Source organism: Cupriavidus oxalaticus (assembly GCF_038900635.1).
Taxonomy (GTDB): domain Bacteria; phylum Pseudomonadota; class Gammaproteobacteria; order Burkholderiales; family Burkholderiaceae; genus Cupriavidus; species Cupriavidus oxalaticus_B.
The window spans coordinates 100540-119641 of record NZ_JAYMRX010000024.1; the positions used below are offsets into that span (position 1 = coordinate 100540).

The following is a 19102-nucleotide window of genomic DNA, read 5'->3' on the forward strand; positions in this document are numbered from 1 at the left end:
GGAGAGACCCGTGAAAGGTTGGATTGTCCGTGCTGCCTTGGTGGCAAGCCTCGCAATTTCCTCGAATGTTCAAGCCAGCGGGCTTCCGGTCATTGACGTCGCGAACCTGATGCAAACGACCAGGACGGCGCTGCAGTCGCTCAAGACCGAGATCTACGAAAACACCAACATCGCCTACCAGTACCGCATGATGGCCAACCAGTTGCTGCAGGCGACTGGCATGGACCCGGCCCATCTGACCGAGCAGCTCGATGCAATCAAGGACGAGATCGGCAAGTTCGATCTCTACGGCGTAACGCTGAACGACCTCTACGGGGCCGTCTCCGACAACGCGGATTATTTATCCAAGGTGCGCAGCATGGTCAAGGCTTCCGGCAAGCCCAGCGGACAGTGGCTCGAGGATCAGCGCACCCTGTTGGCAAATGGCGACAAGACCGCGAAGAACCTGTTCGACCTGGGCAACTCGGTGGTCAAGAACGTCCAGTCCCAGGCCAAGCGCCGCCAGAAGATCCAGAAGGAAATGAAGCTCACTGGCACGGCCCAGGCCGCTGCGGAAGCGACTAACGAGATGCTCGACGTCCTTGCGAACCAGAACTCCGACCTGCTGCAGATGATGAGCGCCAAGGTGCAGTCGGATGCCGACAAGGACCAGAAGGCCTTGGCGGTTGAAACCGAGTCGCTCGACACCGCCCGGCGCCTGCAAGCCGAGCGGGACCAGCAGCGTCAGAAGATCCTGAACCTCAAATGATCGGGATGTTGACCATGGGAGTCTGGGTGCGCTTGCGCTTCGTAGCGCTGCTTCTCGCCGCGCTTTGCCTGCTGCCGCAGCCAGGCAATGCCCAGGAAGCGACCGGCGGCAATCCGCCCGTGGCAGCGGCAACTGCTGGCAAACCGGGGGATATCGCCACCGGGATCATGAAGACGCTGAACAGACTGGACAGGATGCGCAGCAGCCTGATTCAGGCCGCCGCGTCGCTCAGCCAAACCACCGTGGAGGACGCCAACAAGATCGCGTTCGGGCTCGGAGTCATCACACTGGTCCTGGCCGGGCTTCGATTCGCTGCCACCTCCGATCCCGTCAGCGCCTGGACGGATCTCTTCGAGACGATTCTGGTACTCGGGATCTTTTCCGCCCTCTTTGCCAGCTACACCAGCTTCTCTGCGGGCCTGTTCCTCTGGTTTGCGCACCTTGCCGACTCTATCAACGGTGGGGTGAGCGTCTATAACCTTCCGGCATCCTTGGCGAACACCGGCGGAAAGTTTGTCGATTCGATCGTGACGAACCTGAAGGCTGGCCTGATCAATCCCCTGTCTCTGGTTGACGCGCTCGTCGCCGCAATCCTGTTTGCCTTCGCCTTCATCGCCGTCTTGATCGCCGCATTGATCTATTCATGGTTCATTCTTGTCGGGCATTTGCTGGTAGCAATCGGCATTGTTGTCGGGCCCCTTGCCGTGGCCTTCGGCATGGCTGATATCTCCCGACGGTTCTTCAACGCCTGGCTCGACTACATGGTCACCGGTTCGATGTACATGGTGGTGGCAGCCATCATCTCGCAGCTGGTGAGCAAGTCGCTGATCAGCATGGTGTCGGACGTTGGCAAGGTCGGCACGGACACGACCATCGCGGCCAGCTATGCGCTGAGCACCGCGATCATTCTGGTCTTCGTTGCCATGGAGATTCCGAAGATCGCGGGTTCCCTCTTCGGGACCGGTGGCGGCGTGGGTGCGACGGGCGGCATGAAGATGCTGGGCCGCGGCGCCTGGAACCTCGGCAACAAGCTCGCTGGAAGATGATGAACACACACGTCCACCTGCCGACAGATTCGCTGCTGGCGTCGTTCTCCGATCGTGTCGCGCTCATCCGCCAGTATGCCAATGAGGCGGAAAGCGACGACTTCGCCAGCAAGTGGCTCGATGTGCTGGAACGCTGTGCTACGTGGTTCTCCAGTATGCCGCTGCGGCCCGGGGAGCACGCTGAGGCCGGCGGCGCGTTCCGCGCCACCGTGGAAGCGGCCTACTTCGCCATGCGCCTGTCCGGTGCACAGAAGTTCGCCGCCGACCAGACGTCGGAACGCCGCAGGCAGCTGGAACCCCAGTACCTGTATGCCCTGTTCCTCGCCGCCTGCTGCTCTCGGCTGGATGAGCCATGCCGGCACTTCCAGTTTCATCGGGATCGTGATGGCATGGAATGGATTCCGGCCATTCACGGCGCTTTTGGTCCATGGCTCGGTGGCGGTACGTATGGTGTCACGCGCCGCGAGACCGCGCTTCCCGTCGAGCGCATGCGCACCGCGCTGCTCGCACGCGAGATCCTCGGCGCTGAGCGCCTGGCAGGATTCGATGGCCAGGTGCTCGCCGACCTGTTCGGCGCCATCAATCCGGAGCAACGACCCAGCGGACTCGAAACACTCCTGCACAAGGTTGTTCGGCAGGCTATCGACACGGTCACGCAGTTCGAAGTCAAGGCGCGGCGCGCTGCCTTCGCTCCGGATACGACGCCGGCCCCGAAGGCAGATTTGCTGAGTGCCGCCGCGGCCGATGCCACGGCACAAGCGAAGCCGCCTGTCACCATTGCGACAGTGCCGGCCGCGGTGGCGCCGACCGAAACCCTGGCACCGGTCCCGCCCCCCTCTCCCCCGCAACCAGCAGCGCCAGCGACGGCACAGGCGCCGCGCGACGCCGCGCCGAGCGCCGTCCAGCTCGACGGCTCGCGATCGCTCCGGCCGGAACAGGCCACAGACCCGTTCAAGGAGGCACTGGCGGGCGCATCGAACCTGATGCGTGAGTTCTTCCGTGCCTTGGTCCAGGACGTGGCGGCCGGGAAGGTGAAGGTGTCCTGGGTCGACGACCGACTCGCCATCAGCAAGCGCATGTTGAGCAACTACGGCATCGCCTCGGAAACGCTCATCGAAAACCTGCGCAAGTTCCAGCTGCTCTACAAGATCGTCGGACAGGACATCCTGCTGGTCGACAAGGTAGCCAACCTGATCGCAACGCGGCCGCAATCCGCCGGCAACGAAGTGGACGCCTGATGCACCACTACATCAATCATTTCCGCCCCATCTACGAGTTCCGCGCGGCGGCCGGATGGTTGCTTGCTGCGGTGCTCATGCTTGCCAGTGGCATGCCGGGGGCGGGGTATTTCTCCCTTTTCTGCCTGGCCATGCTCCTGTTCCGCTCGGTGCAGGTCTGGCGGGCGCTCAAGTTCCGGCTTGCCATCTCGACCAAGTGGCTCGCCGTGATCCCTGTTAACAAGCTGCTGGCACTCAGCGTGCAAATGCGGAAAACGGAGAACGCCATGTATCTCGGCACGGGCTTCGAGTGGACACAGAAGCATTGCCAGATCGCACACGACATCCTGCGCATGCCCTCGAGCGACATTCCGGGGCTGCCGCGGTGGCTGCCGCAGCCTGTGGTGGGGCGAGTGGAGTCGCTGTTTGCCCCGCCTGGAAGCATTCCCGACCAGTCTCCGCAGGGAAAATCATGGATTCACGGCATGGAGCCACGGAAGATAGCGATCCCTTTCCATTACAAGGCGATGCCCGGCCACACTTCGGTGAGCGGCACGACGGGCGCCGGCAAGACCCGCACCTATGAGGTCATCTCGACCCAGGTGATCCACAACCCCAATGACGTGCTGATCGTGGTGGACCCGAAGAACGACGCCGAGTGGGCCGCTCGGGTGAAGCGGGAGTGCGAGCGGGCGGGACGCAAGTTCCTCTATTGGAAGCAGGCGGCGCCATCGCAATCAATCCGCCTGAATCCGCTGGAAAACTGGTCGCAGCCGTCGGAGATTCCCACCCGCATTGCGCAACTGATGGAGGAAGGCCCGTTCCGGCAGTTCGCGTTCCTGTTCATCGACCGCGCGGTGAAGGGCGAGCTGTACGTCGGGGACAAGCCGAACCTCCGCTCGATCCTGCAGTACGCCCAAAACGGCATCAACAATCTGCTGGACCGCGCCCTCCAGCGCTTCTTTCCCGAGGCCGGCAAGCCGGACTGGGAGGAAGAGGTCACGGGTTACATGCAGCAGGTAGGACAGCGTGCCGGCGGCACGAAGCTTGATGCGATGGTCCGCCTCTACATCGAGCGCTTCTCGAACAAGGGCCAAGGCCATGAGGCCATCGACGGCCTGATCGCCACGTTCCAGCACGACCGGGATCACTACGGTCGGATCATCGCCTCCGCCCTGCCCTTGCTGCAGATGCTGGCCACCGGCGAGACAGGCCTGATGCTCGCCCCGAAGGCCGATGACTTCGACGACAACCGCGAGATCTGGGACATCGACAAGGTCATCAAGCAGAAGGCTGTGCTCTATGTTGGCGCGGACTCGCTGTCGAATTCCCTGGTGGCTCAGGCGGTCATGTCGATGCTGCTGGCGGACATCGCTTCCGTGGCCGGCGCCATTTACAACTTCTACGCCAAGCCGCCCGAGGTTGTGCTGATCATTGACGAGGCGGCCGAAGCGATCAACGAGCAGATGCTGCAGATCCTAAACAAGGGGCGCGGAGCAGGCTTCAAGGCGTTTGTCGCCTACCAGACACGCTCCGATATGACGGCGAAGCTCGGAAACGTTGCCAAGATGCAGCAGGTTTTGGGCAATTTGAACAACCAGATCGTCTTACGATTGGAAGATATCGACACGGCACAGTGGTTCTCCGAGAAGGCCGGCACGACCGCGATTCGAAACATCGTCGTGTCGAGCAGCACCAGCACCGGGACCGAGGCTCATGTCGGCGAGTTCAGCGGTTCGGTCTCGCGCTCGATGCAGCTCGAGAAGGCGCCGCTCATTCCGCATGAGCTGATCATGCAATTGCCCAACCTGCAGTACTTCCTGCGCATCTCTGGTGGCTCCGTCTACCAGGGTCGAATTCCAATTATCCAGGACTAATACGGTCAATGCCCTCCACCCTGTTCCGACAAATCGTCAAGGAATACAAGCTCTCGGCGAAGCTCTCACCGATGTTCATCGTGTCTCCCGACCTGGATGACATCTGCACCCGTGTGGTCGATTACATCGGCGTGAATTTCCGGGTGCGCGACGAACCGCTGGTCAAGGAGATGCTGACGGACGCCATCGCTGCGTGGCGCGCGGCGCGCAAGCACGGCGATGCAAACGTCGCCTTCATGCAGGGTCTGTTCGCGCGCGCCCATGATCTTTACGCGAAGCGCTACGCCGCCTTCAAGGGCGAAAGATACAACGTCTGGTATCCGTACCACGAATCCATCCCCGCGTTCGAGCAACGCCAGCCCGCTGGCTATGTCTGCCAGGTCGTCGACGAACCCGTGCCGGGAAACATCTCGCAACGGTGCGCCGCATTCCAACTTGCCGCTCGCGTCCTGACTGGCTACAGCTTCACCCGCTACTTTGAGACCTACGATGTCGCTCGAGACTATTCACACTAAGGCCGCGCGGTCCTTGGCAAGCCTGCGCGAGGCCCCGGTCCGGTGGACGGCGCGGATGTTCCGCGTCGATCTCGCGCTCGCACGTGAGATGCAGGCGTGGCTCAGTCAACCCGTATCCGGGCCGATGCCCGAACACTTCAGGCATGGCAATGCTGCAGCTTGCTTCGCCCTGATCAGCATTGCCGCGCGCAAGCCGGGGATCTTCTGGGGCGCGCTTATCGCCATCACGGCACTCCCGCTGCTGCTTCTGCTGCGTTGGGCCTGAACCATGGCCAGCTCCCGATTCGTCTCCCACGTCCGCGTATGGCTGCTGGTGTCGCCACTGATGCTCTGCGCGCTGATTCCGTTCATCCAGAACGATGCTGCCTTCGAAGTCAGCGATGCCGAACAGGCCTCGGTTTCGCACTGGATCGGCCCGGCCAGCGCGCGCGACGCTGCGTCCTTGGCGAATGACCGGTTCGATCGCTGGTTTGTCCAATCCGGCGCCCTGCAGGCATCGTTCGCCGGTTCCGATGCGGACACAGCACTGCCGGATGCCGGTGCATCCGAGTTCGGCCGTGGCTGGATGCGTCGATTCTGGTTGACCGTCTACCGGGCTGTCTATCGCGCGACCGTCGCCCATCACTGGCTTCTGGGCGGGTTCATCCTCTTCGCTGCCCTGCTTAATGATGGGGCGGTGTCGCGCAAGATTCGCGCCGCGGGCGCCGGATTCGCCAACCCCGTCACGTTCCACGTGGCGGCCCACGGCTTGCTGCTCTGCTTGGGCCTTGGCGCCACAGCCCTGCTCTTACCGGTTTCCCTGTTGGCCCATTGGTGGACGCTGGCCGTCTGCCTCGTGGGCCTCTTCAGTTGGCGCCTTGCGGCGTCTTTCCATGTCGGCAAATAACCGACACCCAGTCTCTATGACCCTCAATGGCCTCGAATGCTGGCCACTCCAGGAGAAATGAATGACCACCACGGAACTGTCCATTGCCGAGTCGCCTGCTGCTGCGGCCGATATCCCCACTCTTTCGACGGATATCCCGTCCGTTGCACCAATGCATTCTGACGTGGGCACCGCGGGCGCTGCGGACCGAGACGACGTCGAAACCGAGCTGATCGAGATGGAGGCGTCGGCCAACGCGCTGCGCAAGGAAGGTCTGATCTCGACCGCTGACCTCGAGAAGAAGAAGGCTGAAGTCGAGCGCACGCGCAAGCTCTTCCGCGAACTGCCGCCGGAAGACCGCCAGGCCATCGTGCGTCGCCGGCGCGAACTCGGTCGGCAGATCCTCGATCGCGAACTCGCCGGCGCGGCGGTGGTTGCGGTGAGTCTGAAGCTCAACCATACCCGCCTGCGTCCGCTTTTCGAGCAGTGGTGGCCATATATGAACCGCATGTCGCTCAACCTGCAGCGCTTTGGGCAGTCGACTTTTTCCCGGAGCGAACTGACGACGATTGAGACCTTCCTGGAGCGAGAACTCGCCAAGCTGGAAGACTATGTCGATGAACAACTGCGCGTAGCCACCGCCTACCGTGAGCAGCGGGAAAGCGAGATGCGGGCCAAGGACGACGTCATCTTCCAGCCGACCATCACCCGACCTTCCGTCGATATCGAAGTCCAGGCCTTCTCGCGATTCGCTGTTCGCGCGCTACAGGTGCTGATCAAGTTCGACAGGGCCATGGACCAGTTCGATTTCATGGTCTGGAACGGCATTCGCGATATGACCGACGTGAACGATGAAGTGACGCGCTTTCTCCGCAAGTTCCAGCCGCTGGGGCTGCGAAGCTACACGACGCACCTTAAGCTCATGACGACCGTGCGCGGGGTGTGACTGTCACGCAAGCCTGCATGGTGGTAGCGGGTTGCCAAGCGCACCATGCGCTTGGCATTTGGCTCCATGTGACACATTGAAGTCCATTGGACGGGCAAGCGCCACGTTCTAGCACTGTGTCGGCGCATCTGCCCCATCATGCCACTTGGGGTCAGCGTCATTGACTTCATTGGTGCCAAGCCCGGCCAACTGGAGCTTGCTCCCAGTTTCGAAGGCCTCCTTAGTCGCCGGCATCTGCCTCGACGTACCACTTCCGCGAACTTGCTATCTCGAACCGGCACCATGTGCCACGTACTCCCACATTGCACTCGCCATGTCGCTCGACAAGGTATTGGATGGACTGAACTCGGCCCAGCGCGAAGTTGTTGATCTCCGCCAGCACTGTGTTGCCGTCGCCGTCCCAGGCGCCGGGAAGACGGCCACAATTGCGGCGAAGGCAGCTGTGCTTCTCGCTGACCCTGGCATAACCGTTGGTGCTGTAACCTTCAGCAAGGACGCCGCTATTGAACTACGTGAGCGCATTCTGGCTCTCGCAGGCAAGGCGGCAAAGCCTCGGCTGCTCGCTGGCACATTTCATTCTCTCGCCTATCGCCAACTGGCGACACCTACTGGCAAGCGCCCCGACATTGCATCGGAAGGGCACCGGGCCGCGATGGTCAGCCAGGTACTCCACGACCTCGGATTGGAGATGAAGCTCGAAGAGGCTATCGCCATTATCGATCGCCTTAAAATGAGCCTGCATGAGCCAGCGGACGGAGGTACTGAGAGCCGTCTGTACCATGTGTATCAGAAGGTGCTGGGGCGCACCAAGCGCCTAGATTTTCAAGATTTGATGCGTCTTTCCGTCCAAGGGATGGAGGGCGGCACCATTGCACCCTATCGCCTCGATTACCTGCTTGTCGACGAGTTTCAGGATTGCGATGAGCTTCAGTGCCTTTGGACGGCGATTCACACCCGAAACGGTGCCGTCACTTGCATTGTAGGCGACGACGATCAGTGTATTTTCGCGTGGCGTTCGGCGCTGGGCTATCGTGGCATGAGCGCGTTCGCTAGCGAATTTGGGGCACGCCAGGTGATTCTTGGAAAGAACTACCGATCGACATCCGAGATCCTGAGCTTAGCGGACCGCGTCATCCGGAATAACAACGACCGGATCGACAAGGAACTTGTGTCACATCGCGGGCCGGGCGGGTCCGTTGAGTTTCTCCGTTACGACGACGAGTACAAGGAGGCTGTAGCTGCGGTAGAGTTTCTGGCCCCGCTACTGCGCGGCGGTCACACCGCGGCAATCCTTGCTCGGACCAATCGGATACTAGATCCGGTAGAAGCAATATGCCGCTCCCATGGGGTCAAGTACTACCGTGCAGCTGGCAAGTCGATTCTGGATCAGCCTGAAGCCGCGCTGTTTGCAGGCCTGCTGCGTATGCTTGAACGGCCAGCAGATGCGAGCCTGGAAAGCCTTCTCGCGTTTGCTGGACTAGATGAATCGGAACGGCAGCTGTTGCATGATTCGCTTCATATGGACAAGACACGCCTAGAGGTGAAGAAGAAAGACCTAATAGCCTTGGGTCTTTCGGAGCGCTCCGCCGACAAATACCGGGATTTCCTTAAGCGACTTTCCGAGTGGGGTTCGCTCACTGCGCGGGGCTTTCACTCGCTCGTGTTGGACGGTGTCCGTGAGTGGATGCTTGGCCTGGCCACTGTTGACCGTGCAAAGCGTGCGATCAACACCACGTATGATGTCGTGTCCAACCTAAGGGGCGCCTTTGAAGAGCGCCTGAGCTTCCTGGAGCGCCGAAATAACGAACCAGCAGCGGATGCAATCGTTTTGACGACAATGCACGCGTCCAAAGGGCTGCAGTGGTATGCGACGGTGCTAATCCGGTGCGAGGAAACCATCATCCCCGACGACGGGAGCGTCGAGTCTGAGGAGCGCAGGCTGTTCTACGTCGGTATGACCAGAGCACAGAATTTCTTGCGCATGTCGACGGCAAAGAAGAACCCGACGTCTCGCTTCGTTGTTGAGGCAGGGTTGGCATAGCTTGAGGGCCCGCCGGGGGCGAGTCCAGTCAACGCGCGGCAAGCCCCTGATGTCAGCAACTAATCAGCGTCGTCGATAGCTAGGCCACTTGGGCCTTGAGCCTGCCGAACACAAACTGTCCGAGGTACCAAGCCAGATCCGGCGTCGTAAGGATGATGTCTTCGGTGATAGAGGATGCCTCCAGCTTCATTCGCCTCAGCACCAGCTTGGCTTCCCTCGAGGCAAGCCAAGCTCGAATATGCTCGCGCTTCGCTTTTGCGTCAGAGGCCACGAATTGTTCCTTCCCTTGGCGCGACTCTTCGTTCATGCGCGCGCGAGTTTCATCGTCTCGTGATGCCACGCTGCGCTCGACAGATGTCTGCACTGCAACCTTCGCGGCCGCCTTCTCCGTTTCGTCGGTGAGCAGCTTCGTCTGGACCTGGACCATGGTTCGTTCGGCTTCGGACATGCGCCAGTTGTCACGCAGGGCTTTCATCAGATAGCCAGACGGACTCTTTTTCACCTGCCCACGATTGAGCTTGAAACGCGTGTATTCAATGGCTTGGAGGATCCGGTCATCGTTCCATGTGTCCCGGTTATCGGAGATCTCAGTGAACTGCCGCGTGGAGAGATTGAACTCGTCCTTCAGGATCTTGTAGATCTGGCTCGCGTCCGACAGGCTGGCCATCACTGCATCGGCGGTATCTTTACGCTTGAGGAGGAACCGGATACGGTCCACCTTCTTCGATGACGTCGATTCGGTCCGGGTCTCATAGGACAGTTCGATGTCGGAGATCTCATTGATTTCCCTGACTGCCGGCTCGAGCCAGTCGCGCTTGAAGTATTTGAAGATGCTGGCATTCGCGCCCATCTTCCCGGGCCAGGTTCGCATCTCGTCAAGCTTGATCCAGTCGGTGCGCCCTGCAGGAACGCTGGGTAAGACCTTGTCGTAGATGGCGCGCGCCAAGCTGCGGGTAAAAGCGGTCGAGATCCGCAAGCTTAGCCAGTGCGACTTGCGTGGGTCCCGTATATGCGGGATGAGGCTGTGGTGAACATCGAACCGGATACGACCACGATGCATCGCAACCATGCCGATCAACTGCACTTGCACCCAGATGTCATCCTCGGCCGGCTCACGGTCCGACGGCGTGTTGGTCACGCGGATTTTCGCGTTCTGGGCTTCATCGGCGATGGTGCGCAGATGTTTCAGATTACGGCTGTCATACCGCATCAGCCATTTGAAATAGTTCAGTTCAACGTCGTACTGGTCAACGGCTTCGGGTTCTTGCGCAACGATGAAATAGGCGGCATCCAGGAAACGTCGCGCCGCGAGGCCCATGTTGACAATTTCCGTGAAGAAATTGTTGCGCTGATATCCGATTTCGCGGTTCGCCTCGCTAATGGACGTGCCGAGGTCAAACATATCTTCGAACAAAGCGAGCGCCATTTGCCTAGGCGTGGTCCTCGCTTTCATTTCGGTCGGATTCTCGGCCGCCATACTTGTGGTTCCACTTGTTTTAGGCTGGTCAGACTCTATCACGTCATGGTGAGGTGGCTCAACACAATGAACCTCACCATGGCCGTCCACTAGCGGGACCGTTACGCACTAACACAAGGGACCTCACCTTACGCACAATGAATCTCACCATGGCGCGTCGGGATTGGTTGTGGCGCTAGCTTGAAGCCTAGGGCCGGCAGACATATCCACAGGCCCCGCACAACTCACCTCACCTTCGCCCAGCCCGCACAAAGAACCGCACCTTGGACAACAATGCATCTCACCATCGCCGCACAACGAACTGCACGTTTGCGGCACAACAAGCCTCACCTTTGGCACATTGCACCTCACCTTGATCATGTCAAGCGATTGATTTATAAGGAGATTTATTTTCTCTGTTTGTTGGTTAGGTTGTTTACTTCAAAAAAACATACAAACACTGAGCATCCAGCCTCCCGAAACCGAAAGCCGAAGCCGAGGCACATGAAGCAACAGGAGCCTCCGCATCCATGCCGGGGATTTCGTTCCCTTCCCAGATGTATATGCGTGGACTTGAGCCCAGTTTAGATGTAGCCGGTTGGTGCCCATTCCCGCTTGCAGCGATGCGAACCTCCACACCGTACTTGAAGGTGAGGTTGTATGTGCGTAGGCATAGGTGAGGTTTATTGTGCAAGAGCTGATTAGGTGAGGTTGATTGTGCGTGCATATTTCGCGAGCACAAAGCATCGGGCTGTTCACTGTATTGCTTTTTCCGGCACGGCTGTCGCCCTGCGAGGGATCACGGCTCGAACTCCACAGACCGCTCTCGCCCGGACGCACCGCCGATGTTGCCGATAAGGTGAGGTTGCTTGTGCACAATCCTGCAATTTTTGCGGTACACGGAACGGGGCGGCGGGTCTTCGCGCCTTGGATGGTGAGGTCATTTGTGCAAAGATCCCGAGGCGCAATGGAGAAATATCCACGTACCTGAAGCTTCTGTAATCGCCTATGGAGGGCAAGGCGCCTCTTTACCGCCTCAAAGTTCAGCAAAGCTGTAGCTTTTTGGGAAAATTGGCTTAAAAAACAGCGCTATATGAGGCGTTACTTAGCCGTTTCCTGTATTCTGAGGTTTCCGGAATTTTGTGAAGAAACCTCAGAATGGTGAAAACAAGCCAACTTCCTGCCGTTGACCGAACTGTCCCGCTCGAGCAGATCTCCCAGTTCGCGGAAAAGGTCACGATTTTCACGGATGAGCTTCGCGAGACGATACTCGCGCCCCGCCCAAGAAAAACCGCTCCAGTCTATAAAACGGGGGAGATTGCCGAGATGTGCAACATCTCGCATTCCCAGGTCCAGTATCTCGCCACCAAGGGGGATGGCGATCTGCCGCCAGGTACTGCCGCCGGAACCGGTCGCACGCGAACTTTCACGCTCGAAGAAGCGCGCATTTGGGTGCAGAAAGTCTCAGACGTGTATCAGACGCCTTTGGTCACCGGGACAAGGGAGCCTCAGGGCAAGATTATTATCACGGCCCAGCTGAAGGGTGGGTCGGCCAAAACCACGACCACGATGTGCCTCGCTCAAGGGCTGACGCTGCGCGGCCGGAAAGTGCTGGTGGTGGACCTGGATCCGCAGGCTTCGCTCTCGGAGTTGTGTGGGTTGTACGCAGAGAAGGACGTTTCGCCGGACGACTCCGTGCTGCCTTTTATCTATGATCAGCAGATTGAGGGGGGCTTGCTGGGCCAAGTGCAATCGACCTATTGGGACGGCCTGGACCTGATTCCCGCGCACACCGAGCTGATCGGGGCTGAGTTCCATTTGCCTGCCATGCAAAAGGTGAAGCCGGGTTTCCGTTTCTGGACTGTGCTGAGGGAAGGGCTAGAGCCGTTACGAAGGCACTATGACTATATCCTGATGGACACGTCGCCTTCGCTGTCGTATCTGAACTTGAATGCGCTTATGGCGGCCGACGCGATGGTGATGCCGATGGTTCCGGAGAACCTCGACTTCATCAGCTCGCTGTCGTTCTGGCGATTGTTCTCGGATGTTTCCAAGAGCTTTATCAAATACGAAGCAGACAAGAAGTACGACTTCGTATCGCTGCTGCTGTCCAAGGTCGACTATGGGCGCACGTCGTCTGCGCCCATAGTGCGGGCGTGGGCCCAGAGCGCTTACGAAAGCTGGCTGCATTCGATTGAAGTGCCCGCCAGCTCCGTGATGAGCACCGGGGCTTTGGCCTTCTCGACCGTATTTGATGTGAGCAGTACTCATAGCGCAGCGAAATCGCTGCAGCGGGTGCGCCAGCCGATTGTGGACTATTGCCGATGGCTGGATGAAATCTATGCAGAAAAATGGAGGAACGCGCAATGAGCAATATGCGAGAGCAGCTATTGGCAAAGACGGCTGGTATCCGTAAGACGTCGGCGATTCAGAAGGACGAGATTAAGCGCAACGATCGCACCCAAACGGCGCCGGGACTGGCAGGTGCCTTGGCTGTCGCACAGATGCGGGTACAGGAGCTCGAGGCCGCCGGGGTCGCTTCGCAAATTGCAGTTTCGGAGATCGGCCCGAACCCCTGGCAACCACGGCGTGTCTTCAACGATTCGAAGCTCTCCGACCTGGCGGAATCAATCCGTGAAGTGGGATTGATGCAGCCCATCGTTGTGCGCCGCGCCGAATCAGGCTATCAGATCGTGGCCGGTGAACGGCGGTGGCGGGCCCACAAGATGCTCGGCGCGGATACCATCAAGGCGGTAGTCGCCGAGCCTTCTGACGCAGATATGGCGGTACTTGCGCTCGTTGAAAACGTGAGCCGGGATGACCTGTCTGACTATGAGATTGCGCTCTCCATTCGGCAAACGGAGAAGGAGTTTCCGTCCCGCGCCCGTCTGGCGGAAGCCCTGGGGCTTTCGCGAAGTGGCCTCTATCGTTTCCTCAGCTTTGCCCAGCTGCCTGACTATGTCATTCGGGATCTGGATCTTCAGCCGAACCTGCTCGGCGGGACGGCTGCCGAGGCCATCGTCATGACGATCCGCAAGTACGGTGAGGCCGGCGATGCTGCGGCAAGGGAAATCTGGCCGCTAGTGGCGTCGGGCAAGATGGATCAAGGCAAGGCGGCAGGTGCGATCAAGGCGCTAGCGACTCGCCGGGCTGAGGCCGCCAGTTCAGCAAGCGAGCGTAGCATCGACAAGTTTTTTTCCGGTAAGGAACATGCGGGCTCGATCACGAAGGACGTCAATGGCTTCACTGTGAAGATCAAGGGCAATGTTCTTAGCGAAGCCCTCGAGACCCAGATTCGCCAACTGATCAGCGAGACGTTTCATCACCAGCCGAAGTAGGTGGGTGAGCATGGCAAGAAAACCCGCCGATGGCGGGTTTTTTGTTGAGCGTCTTATTTTGATAGGATTTCAGCGGCCTCGAGCGCGGCTTTTCCGGCGTGACTCTGCAATGTGTTGGGCCTACAGAGTGTCCCAAGTCGCGACAGTTGCATGTACCACGGCTCCCTAAGCAAAAAGCAAAAGAGGTTGTTCACCTGCATTCGAGAGGAACGCAGCGGTGTCGGCATGCATAGTTGATGCTGTCCCAAGTTGGGACACAAATGCCAAGCCGATGCACAGGAACATGCCAGTGACATTGCCTAATTCCAATATGGCTGCGCTCGGATTGCTTCGTCCGTCTCGGGCTTCAGACAAGCAGCTGGGCATGTGATAGGACAATTCATACGAGAAGTTATCGGCAGGCCCGTGTCCCAAGTTGGGACAGCTCCGTGCGGTACGATGCGCCAAGGAATTCTTGGTGGCCACGCGTGGGACGGCGCGGCCTTCGAGGTGATCACATGAATGATATTGCGTCTCGCAAGCCTTCTGTTGCCAGGGATTCCAGAAGGCAGCCCACTACTAGCGCCGGTTCTTAGGCAGTGAAGGCACTTCAGTACCAATGCGTCGCCTAGGCTGTCCCAAGTAGCGGCCTTGCATAACTTTAAGGTGACGGTCCCAAGCTGGACCGTGTGAAGCCCCGAACCCTATATTGGCCCCTGCAGGGATCGCCCACATCCACGCCTTGAGTGGACTGGGCCCCACCGACATCGCCTGGTACGTAGGGGTTTGGCAGGGAGATCCAATCGCCACCCGTGTATTGCCGTGAAGGGGCCCCCTAGACGAGGTCATGTCTTTAGGACCCGAGTTAAACTTTAGACGAGCCGGTCCGGAGTCTGCCGGGATCTCTCTCTGGCCTGCCATCCGCACCTTGCCTAGAGCGCCTCTGCCGCCCGGTATCAAGGCGATTTTGGACAGCGTGGTGTCCCGACTTGGGACAGTCGCGGGCAACGGCCTCGATGCGAGGTCGACTAGATGTGAAGCGTCAAGACGTCCTTTCTCGGCGCTGGAAGTCAGGACATGGGCGCACGGCCACCGATGCCGCTATGTGGTCGGTGCCAGTTATAGTGTTGCTGCCAACCGAATCGCGGCGGTTGCCGGTCACGCGGTGCCTGGGCCGCTCCAATGCGACTGAGCTTCTTGGTGTCGATGTGCGGCAGGTCCCCGACGCGGCGTGTTCATAGCACATGACGGGTTCGCGTGGCGGCAGATCGGCGAGCCGGGACAGGCCAGCGCGCGCGAGCAACCGGCTGACAGTGGATTCGGAAACACCAACACTGCGGGCGATTTGCCGCTGGAGCATCTGCCACTCGAAAATCAACAGGGCCTTGGATGGGTCAATGGTCCGCGGCGAGCGCCGGCACGCCACCTGCCAGATGGCGGCCCAGCACCACTTGCGAGCCGTGAGTGCTGTAACGCCATGGCTAGCGAATGTCTCGCGCACACTCAGGCCATGTTCGGTGATGTCTTGGACCACCTCGAGTCGACGGCCAAAGGTGAGTCGGGCATTCTTATGGGTGTTCATCCGGCCGAACTCTTGGAGTCTGGGTGTTTGGTGACTTTCCGTTTCCAGACTCAGTTCGGATGAGTCATGAATTCAAGGTATTGGAGCGTCACCATTAGGTAGTTCTAATGAACTGCCTCAGGAGGCTGTCCCAAGTTGGGACAGCCTCTCTACGCTTCGCGTTCGGCCCATTCCCCAGGTCGGGACACTGCAAGGCCAACCCTACTCCGAATTGGGAAAAAGTTTCGCTACGGCCATGAGGCTACGGGCTCGCTCTGCCCGCACATACAATGATGTCGTCTGCAGCGAGACGTGGCCTAACAGCCGCTGTAGGACATCCGGTGGCATCTCGTTGGCTACCGCATGCGTGGCAAAAGTATGCCGCAATGCATGCGGCGAGACTTGACGCAGCAGACTACGTTCCGCATCCGCCAGTGGCAGCGTTGCATCCTCGGCGATGCGCAGCAACATTGCGGTGAGCAACTGGTACAGCCCGTCCGGTGAGAACCCCTTTCCGGTCAAAGCCTGCTGGCCGTCTTCCCGGCTGAGGTGCTTCGCCCGAGCCGTGGGAGTGGCCGGTACCACCACGGGTGAAAGCAACGACAGCGACTGCGTCCCGTCCTCGAAATCATGACCTCTGTCATTCCAGTGGGCACGCAATGCCGCAACGACCCGCTGCGGAAGAAACACCGTGCGCCACTGGCTGCGCTTGCCAAGCAGCGCCAGTTCCCAGAGACCTGCGGGCGTGGCCGCCTGCATTGGTACGGGCTTGAGGTGGCAACGCAGCGCGCGGGCGGCCTCCTCGCGGCGCGCGCCGGTGCACCCCAACAGCAGTACCGCCGCCCGTGCCAGCCGGTACTGCGCCCCCGGTGCGTCGGCGTCGTTTGCGGTCAGTGGAGTGGCCCGCACACTCTCCGGCGACGACGCGGGCCACTTGGCGCAGAGCTGGTCGAGGATGCCATCAGGCCGAGCGAGCGTGTCCCAGAGGCTGTCTGGCAACGCCTTTTCGATCGCAAGCGGCACGTCGCGGCGCGCCGTCAGTGGGTCGTGCACCAGCAGCCAGGGATTGCCGCCGAGGTAGCGCACGCCAACCAGCCACGCAAAAAAACCGCGCAGCACCAGCACCGCGTAACGCTGAGATTCCGACTGAAGAGGGCCCGCAAACGGACGCCAGCGTGCCGAACTTCGGGGAACCTTGGGGCCGATCCAGGCCGCATCCGGCTGAGCCAGGAAATCCTTGTAGCGCTCACAATCCTCGGCGCTCACGCTGGACAAGGCGGTGCGGCGCACCCCCACGCACCACAGCAGGAACCGCTCGAGTTCCTTCTGATAGGCACGGGCCGTTTTGTCCCGGTCGTGAAACCGGTAGAGGTACGCCTGGATAGCCTCGAGATCATTGCGCGCGGCGATGAGACATAGGCCTGGCGCGCGATTGCGACCCTGGCTGCCATCGAGTGCCGGTACTACCCGTCGGATCTGCTCGAGCGGCACCAGGTTGCGAACGATATCCGGGGCCAGTTCGACCAACGCTGTCTGCGAGGTGTCGTCGGCGACTACGAGCGGACCCAGCGTGGCGGCATGGCCCTGTAGCCAGCGCTCGATCGCACGCGCCTTGCCCGCGCCCAACCGCGGGATCGGCAGGTACCAGCGCTTGCCCCGCGACTCAATATAGGCTTGTAGTTGCGCAAGCGTGTGGATCTGCTCCGCGCGTAGCGTCCGGAAGACAATTGGCCGCAGCCAGGCGGAGACCGGATCGTCAGGTTGCGGCCGAGAGAAATCCGCGTCCGCGGCCCTTACTAGGTAATCGATCGCCGTCTTCGGCCAGCGGTGGAAGCGGCGCGCGTCGGCCAACGTTTGCGACAGGTACGGATTCGCAAGACAGACGCGCTCAACCAGATGGTCCCGCATCGCGTCGAGCCGCGCCTCCAATTGCGCCGGGGTGTCGATACCGGCAGCCTGCAGCGCCTCCTCGTCATATACGCGCGATAGGATGTCGGCGGTGGGGATCCGGTTGAGGCGGAAGCGCAGCGCCGTGAAGTCGGCGCGGGTATAACGAGGGTGGGTGGAGGCGACGTGATTATGTTGAGCCATAGCTAGAGCGCAATGTCTGTTCGAAGTTCGGCTTACCTGATAACAATATTAAGGCTTGCCGGCGTTAGAGTCTTACGTGCGCGGATGGTGTCTGGGCTCACGGGTTTCCTGTCGCGGAAAAGCGGTGGCGCCTGCGGCATTTTGTGGCTACACTGGGCCCGCGTCTCCTCGGATCTATCCCGTCCGCAGCGCGCCGGGCGGCCCCCAAAGCCGATGCCGTCACTCGTTTCCCCTAGGTTGATCCCAACGCACCCTGAAAAATGCCGCATTCGGTGGAATAATTCAAACCTGATAATACCAGTTATCAGGCAACAAAAGCATCAGGCGGTGCAAAGTTACGCACATCAGACTCGCTCCCACAGCGGACGGTTACTACCTGATGTTGTCGCTGCTCGCGGCGATGTCGTTCGCGCAGACGACTTCAAACCGGGCGATAGCGAAGCAACGCGGACCGTAATCCCAGATAGCGGCTCGGGGTGTTTCGCCAACTGCATGACTTCGCCCGTCGCACAGGCGCGCGACAAACGCGCCGACAGCTTCTCGGTAAAGCCAGAACCTAGTGCCGCGCTCTAGCCCGCCGAGCAGGCGCCGCCTGCGGAGGGCGCCGGCCGGGTCGAGGGCGGCAGCCACCGTCCACCCGTGAGCTTGCTATTGCGCGATAATGGCACGCCGGCGGCGTTGACGGTGCCGCATGGCGCGATAGCCGCGCGCTGCCTTGTCAGGCCGGGCGATTGGCGCCATGCCTCGCGCCGGCAATAACCGCCTAACGAGGCAGGCAGCGTGGCGGCGCCTGCACTCCACCACGGCCCCAACGGACCGGTCGCGATCTCGTCGGCGTCCGGCGCATGCAAGCCGCCGTCCGCAAGCGTATCGCGGACGCGCCGCTCCGCCAGCGCTCAAAGCCAGGCGTGGGGTCCAATAGCGTCGGCCTGCGACCACCTCTGAATACGCGAGGTACGTGAGCACGTCGAGCCACACCACCAACGAATCCATCGCCACCATGTCCGCCGGCACCATGCGAGGGTGGCGGCACAACTCGGGGGCAAAAAGCGCAGCCGATCGCAAGGGGCAGCTGCCGGGCGGGCCGTCAGGATCCGACAACGTTATTGGAAACGCCCGGCCGCAGCGACACTCCGTAAGCGCATCGCCAGCACCGTGGTTGACGACGAGACAGGAATGGTCCTGCTTTAAGCTTGCAACGCCAGTTGAGCGGCGACGTTCCACGGCAGGCGTTCGTCGATCCGGTTGATGGGATGGTCGGCGATGTTGGCCAAGACGTGACGCAGATAGGCCTCCGGATCGATGCCGTTGAGTTTGCAGGACCCAATGAGCGAGTACATGGCGGCCGCACGCTCGCCGCCACTGTCGGCGCCGGCGAATAAAAAATTCTTTCGACCCAACGCGACACCGCGCAGCGCATTC

The 19102-nt window shown here is 60.4% G+C and carries 14 protein-coding genes and 1 pseudogene; 11 read left to right on the forward strand and 4 right to left on the reverse strand.

Going from position 1 to position 19102, the window contains the following annotated elements; translation table 11 throughout:
- Positions 1 to 10: 10 nt before the first annotated feature.
- The 9 genes from VSR71_RS28470 (at position 11) to VSR71_RS28510 (ending at position 9255) form a co-directional block, all read left to right on the forward strand.
- Positions 11 to 748 carry a conjugal transfer protein TrbJ gene (locus tag VSR71_RS28470; RefSeq protein ID WP_115683989.1) on the forward strand — a complete coding sequence of 246 codons (738 nt, stop codon included), beginning with the start codon at positions 11 to 13 and terminating at the stop codon, positions 746 to 748.
- Positions 745 to 1794 (forward strand): type IV secretion system protein, encoded by a 1050-nt coding sequence (locus VSR71_RS28475; RefSeq protein WP_115683990.1) that lies wholly within the window; start codon positions 745 to 747, stop codon positions 1792 to 1794. The genes VSR71_RS28470 and VSR71_RS28475 overlap by 4 nt, the downstream gene beginning before the upstream one ends.
- A complete protein-coding gene (locus tag VSR71_RS28480; protein WP_115683991.1) occupies positions 1794 to 3032 on the forward strand; it encodes a TraI domain-containing protein in 1239 nt (412 codons plus the stop codon). Before VSR71_RS28475 ends, VSR71_RS28480 begins: the two co-directional genes overlap by 1 nt.
- Positions 3032 to 4888, forward strand: a complete 1857-nt coding sequence (gene traD / locus VSR71_RS28485; RefSeq protein WP_115683992.1) for a conjugative transfer system coupling protein TraD — start codon at positions 3032 to 3034, stop codon at positions 4886 to 4888. Before VSR71_RS28480 ends, traD begins: the two co-directional genes overlap by 1 nt.
- An 8-nt stretch (positions 4889 to 4896) precedes the next feature.
- Positions 4897 to 5403: a hypothetical protein gene (locus VSR71_RS28490; RefSeq protein WP_115683993.1), complete on the forward strand. Its 507-nt coding sequence runs from the start codon at positions 4897 to 4899 to the stop codon at positions 5401 to 5403.
- Positions 5378 to 5668 carry a hypothetical protein gene (locus VSR71_RS28495; protein WP_231942361.1) on the forward strand — a complete coding sequence of 97 codons (291 nt, stop codon included), beginning with the start codon at positions 5378 to 5380 and terminating at the stop codon, positions 5666 to 5668. Before VSR71_RS28490 ends, VSR71_RS28495 begins: the two co-directional genes overlap by 26 nt.
- Before the next feature lie 3 nt (positions 5669 to 5671).
- A complete protein-coding gene (locus tag VSR71_RS28500; protein ID WP_115683994.1) occupies positions 5672 to 6289 on the forward strand; it encodes a DUF4400 domain-containing protein in 618 nt (205 codons plus the stop codon).
- 151 nt (positions 6290 to 6440) lie between these two features.
- Positions 6441 to 7214: an ATPase gene (locus VSR71_RS28505; RefSeq protein WP_373424426.1), complete on the forward strand. Its 774-nt coding sequence runs from the start codon at positions 6441 to 6443 to the stop codon at positions 7212 to 7214.
- Between the two features lie 313 nt (positions 7215 to 7527).
- On the forward strand, positions 7528 to 9255 hold the full coding sequence (locus VSR71_RS28510; RefSeq protein ID WP_115683996.1) for an ATP-dependent helicase: 1728 nt from the start codon (positions 7528 to 7530) through the stop codon (positions 9253 to 9255).
- A gap of 79 nt (positions 9256 to 9334) precedes the next feature.
- Here VSR71_RS28510 and VSR71_RS28515 read toward each other — a convergent pair whose 3' ends face one another.
- Entirely contained in the window at positions 9335 to 10732 is a 1398-nt protein-coding gene (locus VSR71_RS28515) for a replication initiation protein (RefSeq protein WP_115683997.1), read from the reverse strand.
- Between the two features lie 1137 nt (positions 10733 to 11869).
- On the opposite strand from VSR71_RS28515, the gene VSR71_RS28520 reads away from it, so the two are divergent.
- Both VSR71_RS28520 and VSR71_RS28525 read left to right on the forward strand, forming a co-directional pair.
- Positions 11870 to 13081 carry a ParA family protein gene (locus tag VSR71_RS28520; protein ID WP_172583729.1) on the forward strand — a complete coding sequence of 404 codons (1212 nt, stop codon included), beginning with the start codon at positions 11870 to 11872 and terminating at the stop codon, positions 13079 to 13081.
- Complete coding sequence (locus VSR71_RS28525) at positions 13078 to 14049, forward strand: ParB/RepB/Spo0J family partition protein (RefSeq protein WP_115683998.1); 972 nt, start codon at positions 13078 to 13080, stop codon at positions 14047 to 14049. The genes VSR71_RS28520 and VSR71_RS28525 overlap by 4 nt, the downstream gene beginning before the upstream one ends.
- A 1114-nt stretch (positions 14050 to 15163) precedes the next feature.
- On the opposite strand, the pseudogene VSR71_RS28530 reads toward VSR71_RS28525, so the two are convergent.
- The 3 genes and pseudogenes from VSR71_RS28530 to VSR71_RS28540 all read right to left on the reverse strand — a co-directional run.
- Positions 15164 to 15610: pseudogene (locus VSR71_RS28530) on the reverse strand (IS481 family transposase); the annotation flags it as partial.
- A gap of 201 nt (positions 15611 to 15811) precedes the next feature.
- Entirely contained in the window at positions 15812 to 17680 is a 1869-nt protein-coding gene (locus VSR71_RS28535; RefSeq protein WP_115683999.1) for a phage integrase family protein, read from the reverse strand.
- A gap of 1187 nt (positions 17681 to 18867) precedes the next feature.
- Positions 18868 to 19102 (reverse strand): transposase domain-containing protein (locus VSR71_RS28540; protein ID WP_342917020.1); only part of this gene is annotated, 235 nt, incomplete at its 5' end.

Excerpts from the sequence above, each read along its gene's own strand:
- VSR71_RS28490 (WP_115683993.1), top strand. The coding sequence starts at position 4,897 with ATGCCCTCCACCCTGTTCCGACAAATCGTCAAGGAATACAAGCTCTCG.
- VSR71_RS28520 (WP_172583729.1), top strand. The coding sequence starts at position 11,870 with ATGGTGAAAACAAGCCAACTTCCTGCCGTTGACCGAACTGTCCCGCTC.
- VSR71_RS28500 (WP_115683994.1), top strand. The coding sequence starts at position 5,672 with ATGGCCAGCTCCCGATTCGTCTCCCACGTCCGCGTATGGCTGCTGGTG.
- VSR71_RS28525 (WP_115683998.1), top strand. The coding sequence starts at position 13,078 with ATGAGCAATATGCGAGAGCAGCTATTGGCAAAGACGGCTGGTATCCGT.
- VSR71_RS28505 (WP_373424426.1), top strand. The coding sequence starts at position 6,441 with ATGCATTCTGACGTGGGCACCGCGGGCGCTGCGGACCGAGACGACGTC.
- VSR71_RS28480 (WP_115683991.1), top strand. The coding sequence starts at position 1,794 with ATGAACACACACGTCCACCTGCCGACAGATTCGCTGCTGGCGTCGTTC.
- VSR71_RS28535 (WP_115683999.1), bottom strand. The coding sequence starts at position 17,680 with ATGGCTCAACATAATCACGTCGCCTCCACCCACCCTCGTTATACCCGC.
- traD (WP_115683992.1), top strand. The coding sequence starts at position 3,032 with ATGCACCACTACATCAATCATTTCCGCCCCATCTACGAGTTCCGCGCG.
- VSR71_RS28475 (WP_115683990.1), top strand. The coding sequence starts at position 745 with ATGATCGGGATGTTGACCATGGGAGTCTGGGTGCGCTTGCGCTTCGTA.
- VSR71_RS28510 (WP_115683996.1), top strand. The coding sequence starts at position 7,528 with ATGTCGCTCGACAAGGTATTGGATGGACTGAACTCGGCCCAGCGCGAA.
- VSR71_RS28515 (WP_115683997.1), bottom strand. The coding sequence starts at position 10,732 with ATGGCGGCCGAGAATCCGACCGAAATGAAAGCGAGGACCACGCCTAGG.
- VSR71_RS28495 (WP_231942361.1), top strand. The coding sequence starts at position 5,378 with ATGTCGCTCGAGACTATTCACACTAAGGCCGCGCGGTCCTTGGCAAGC.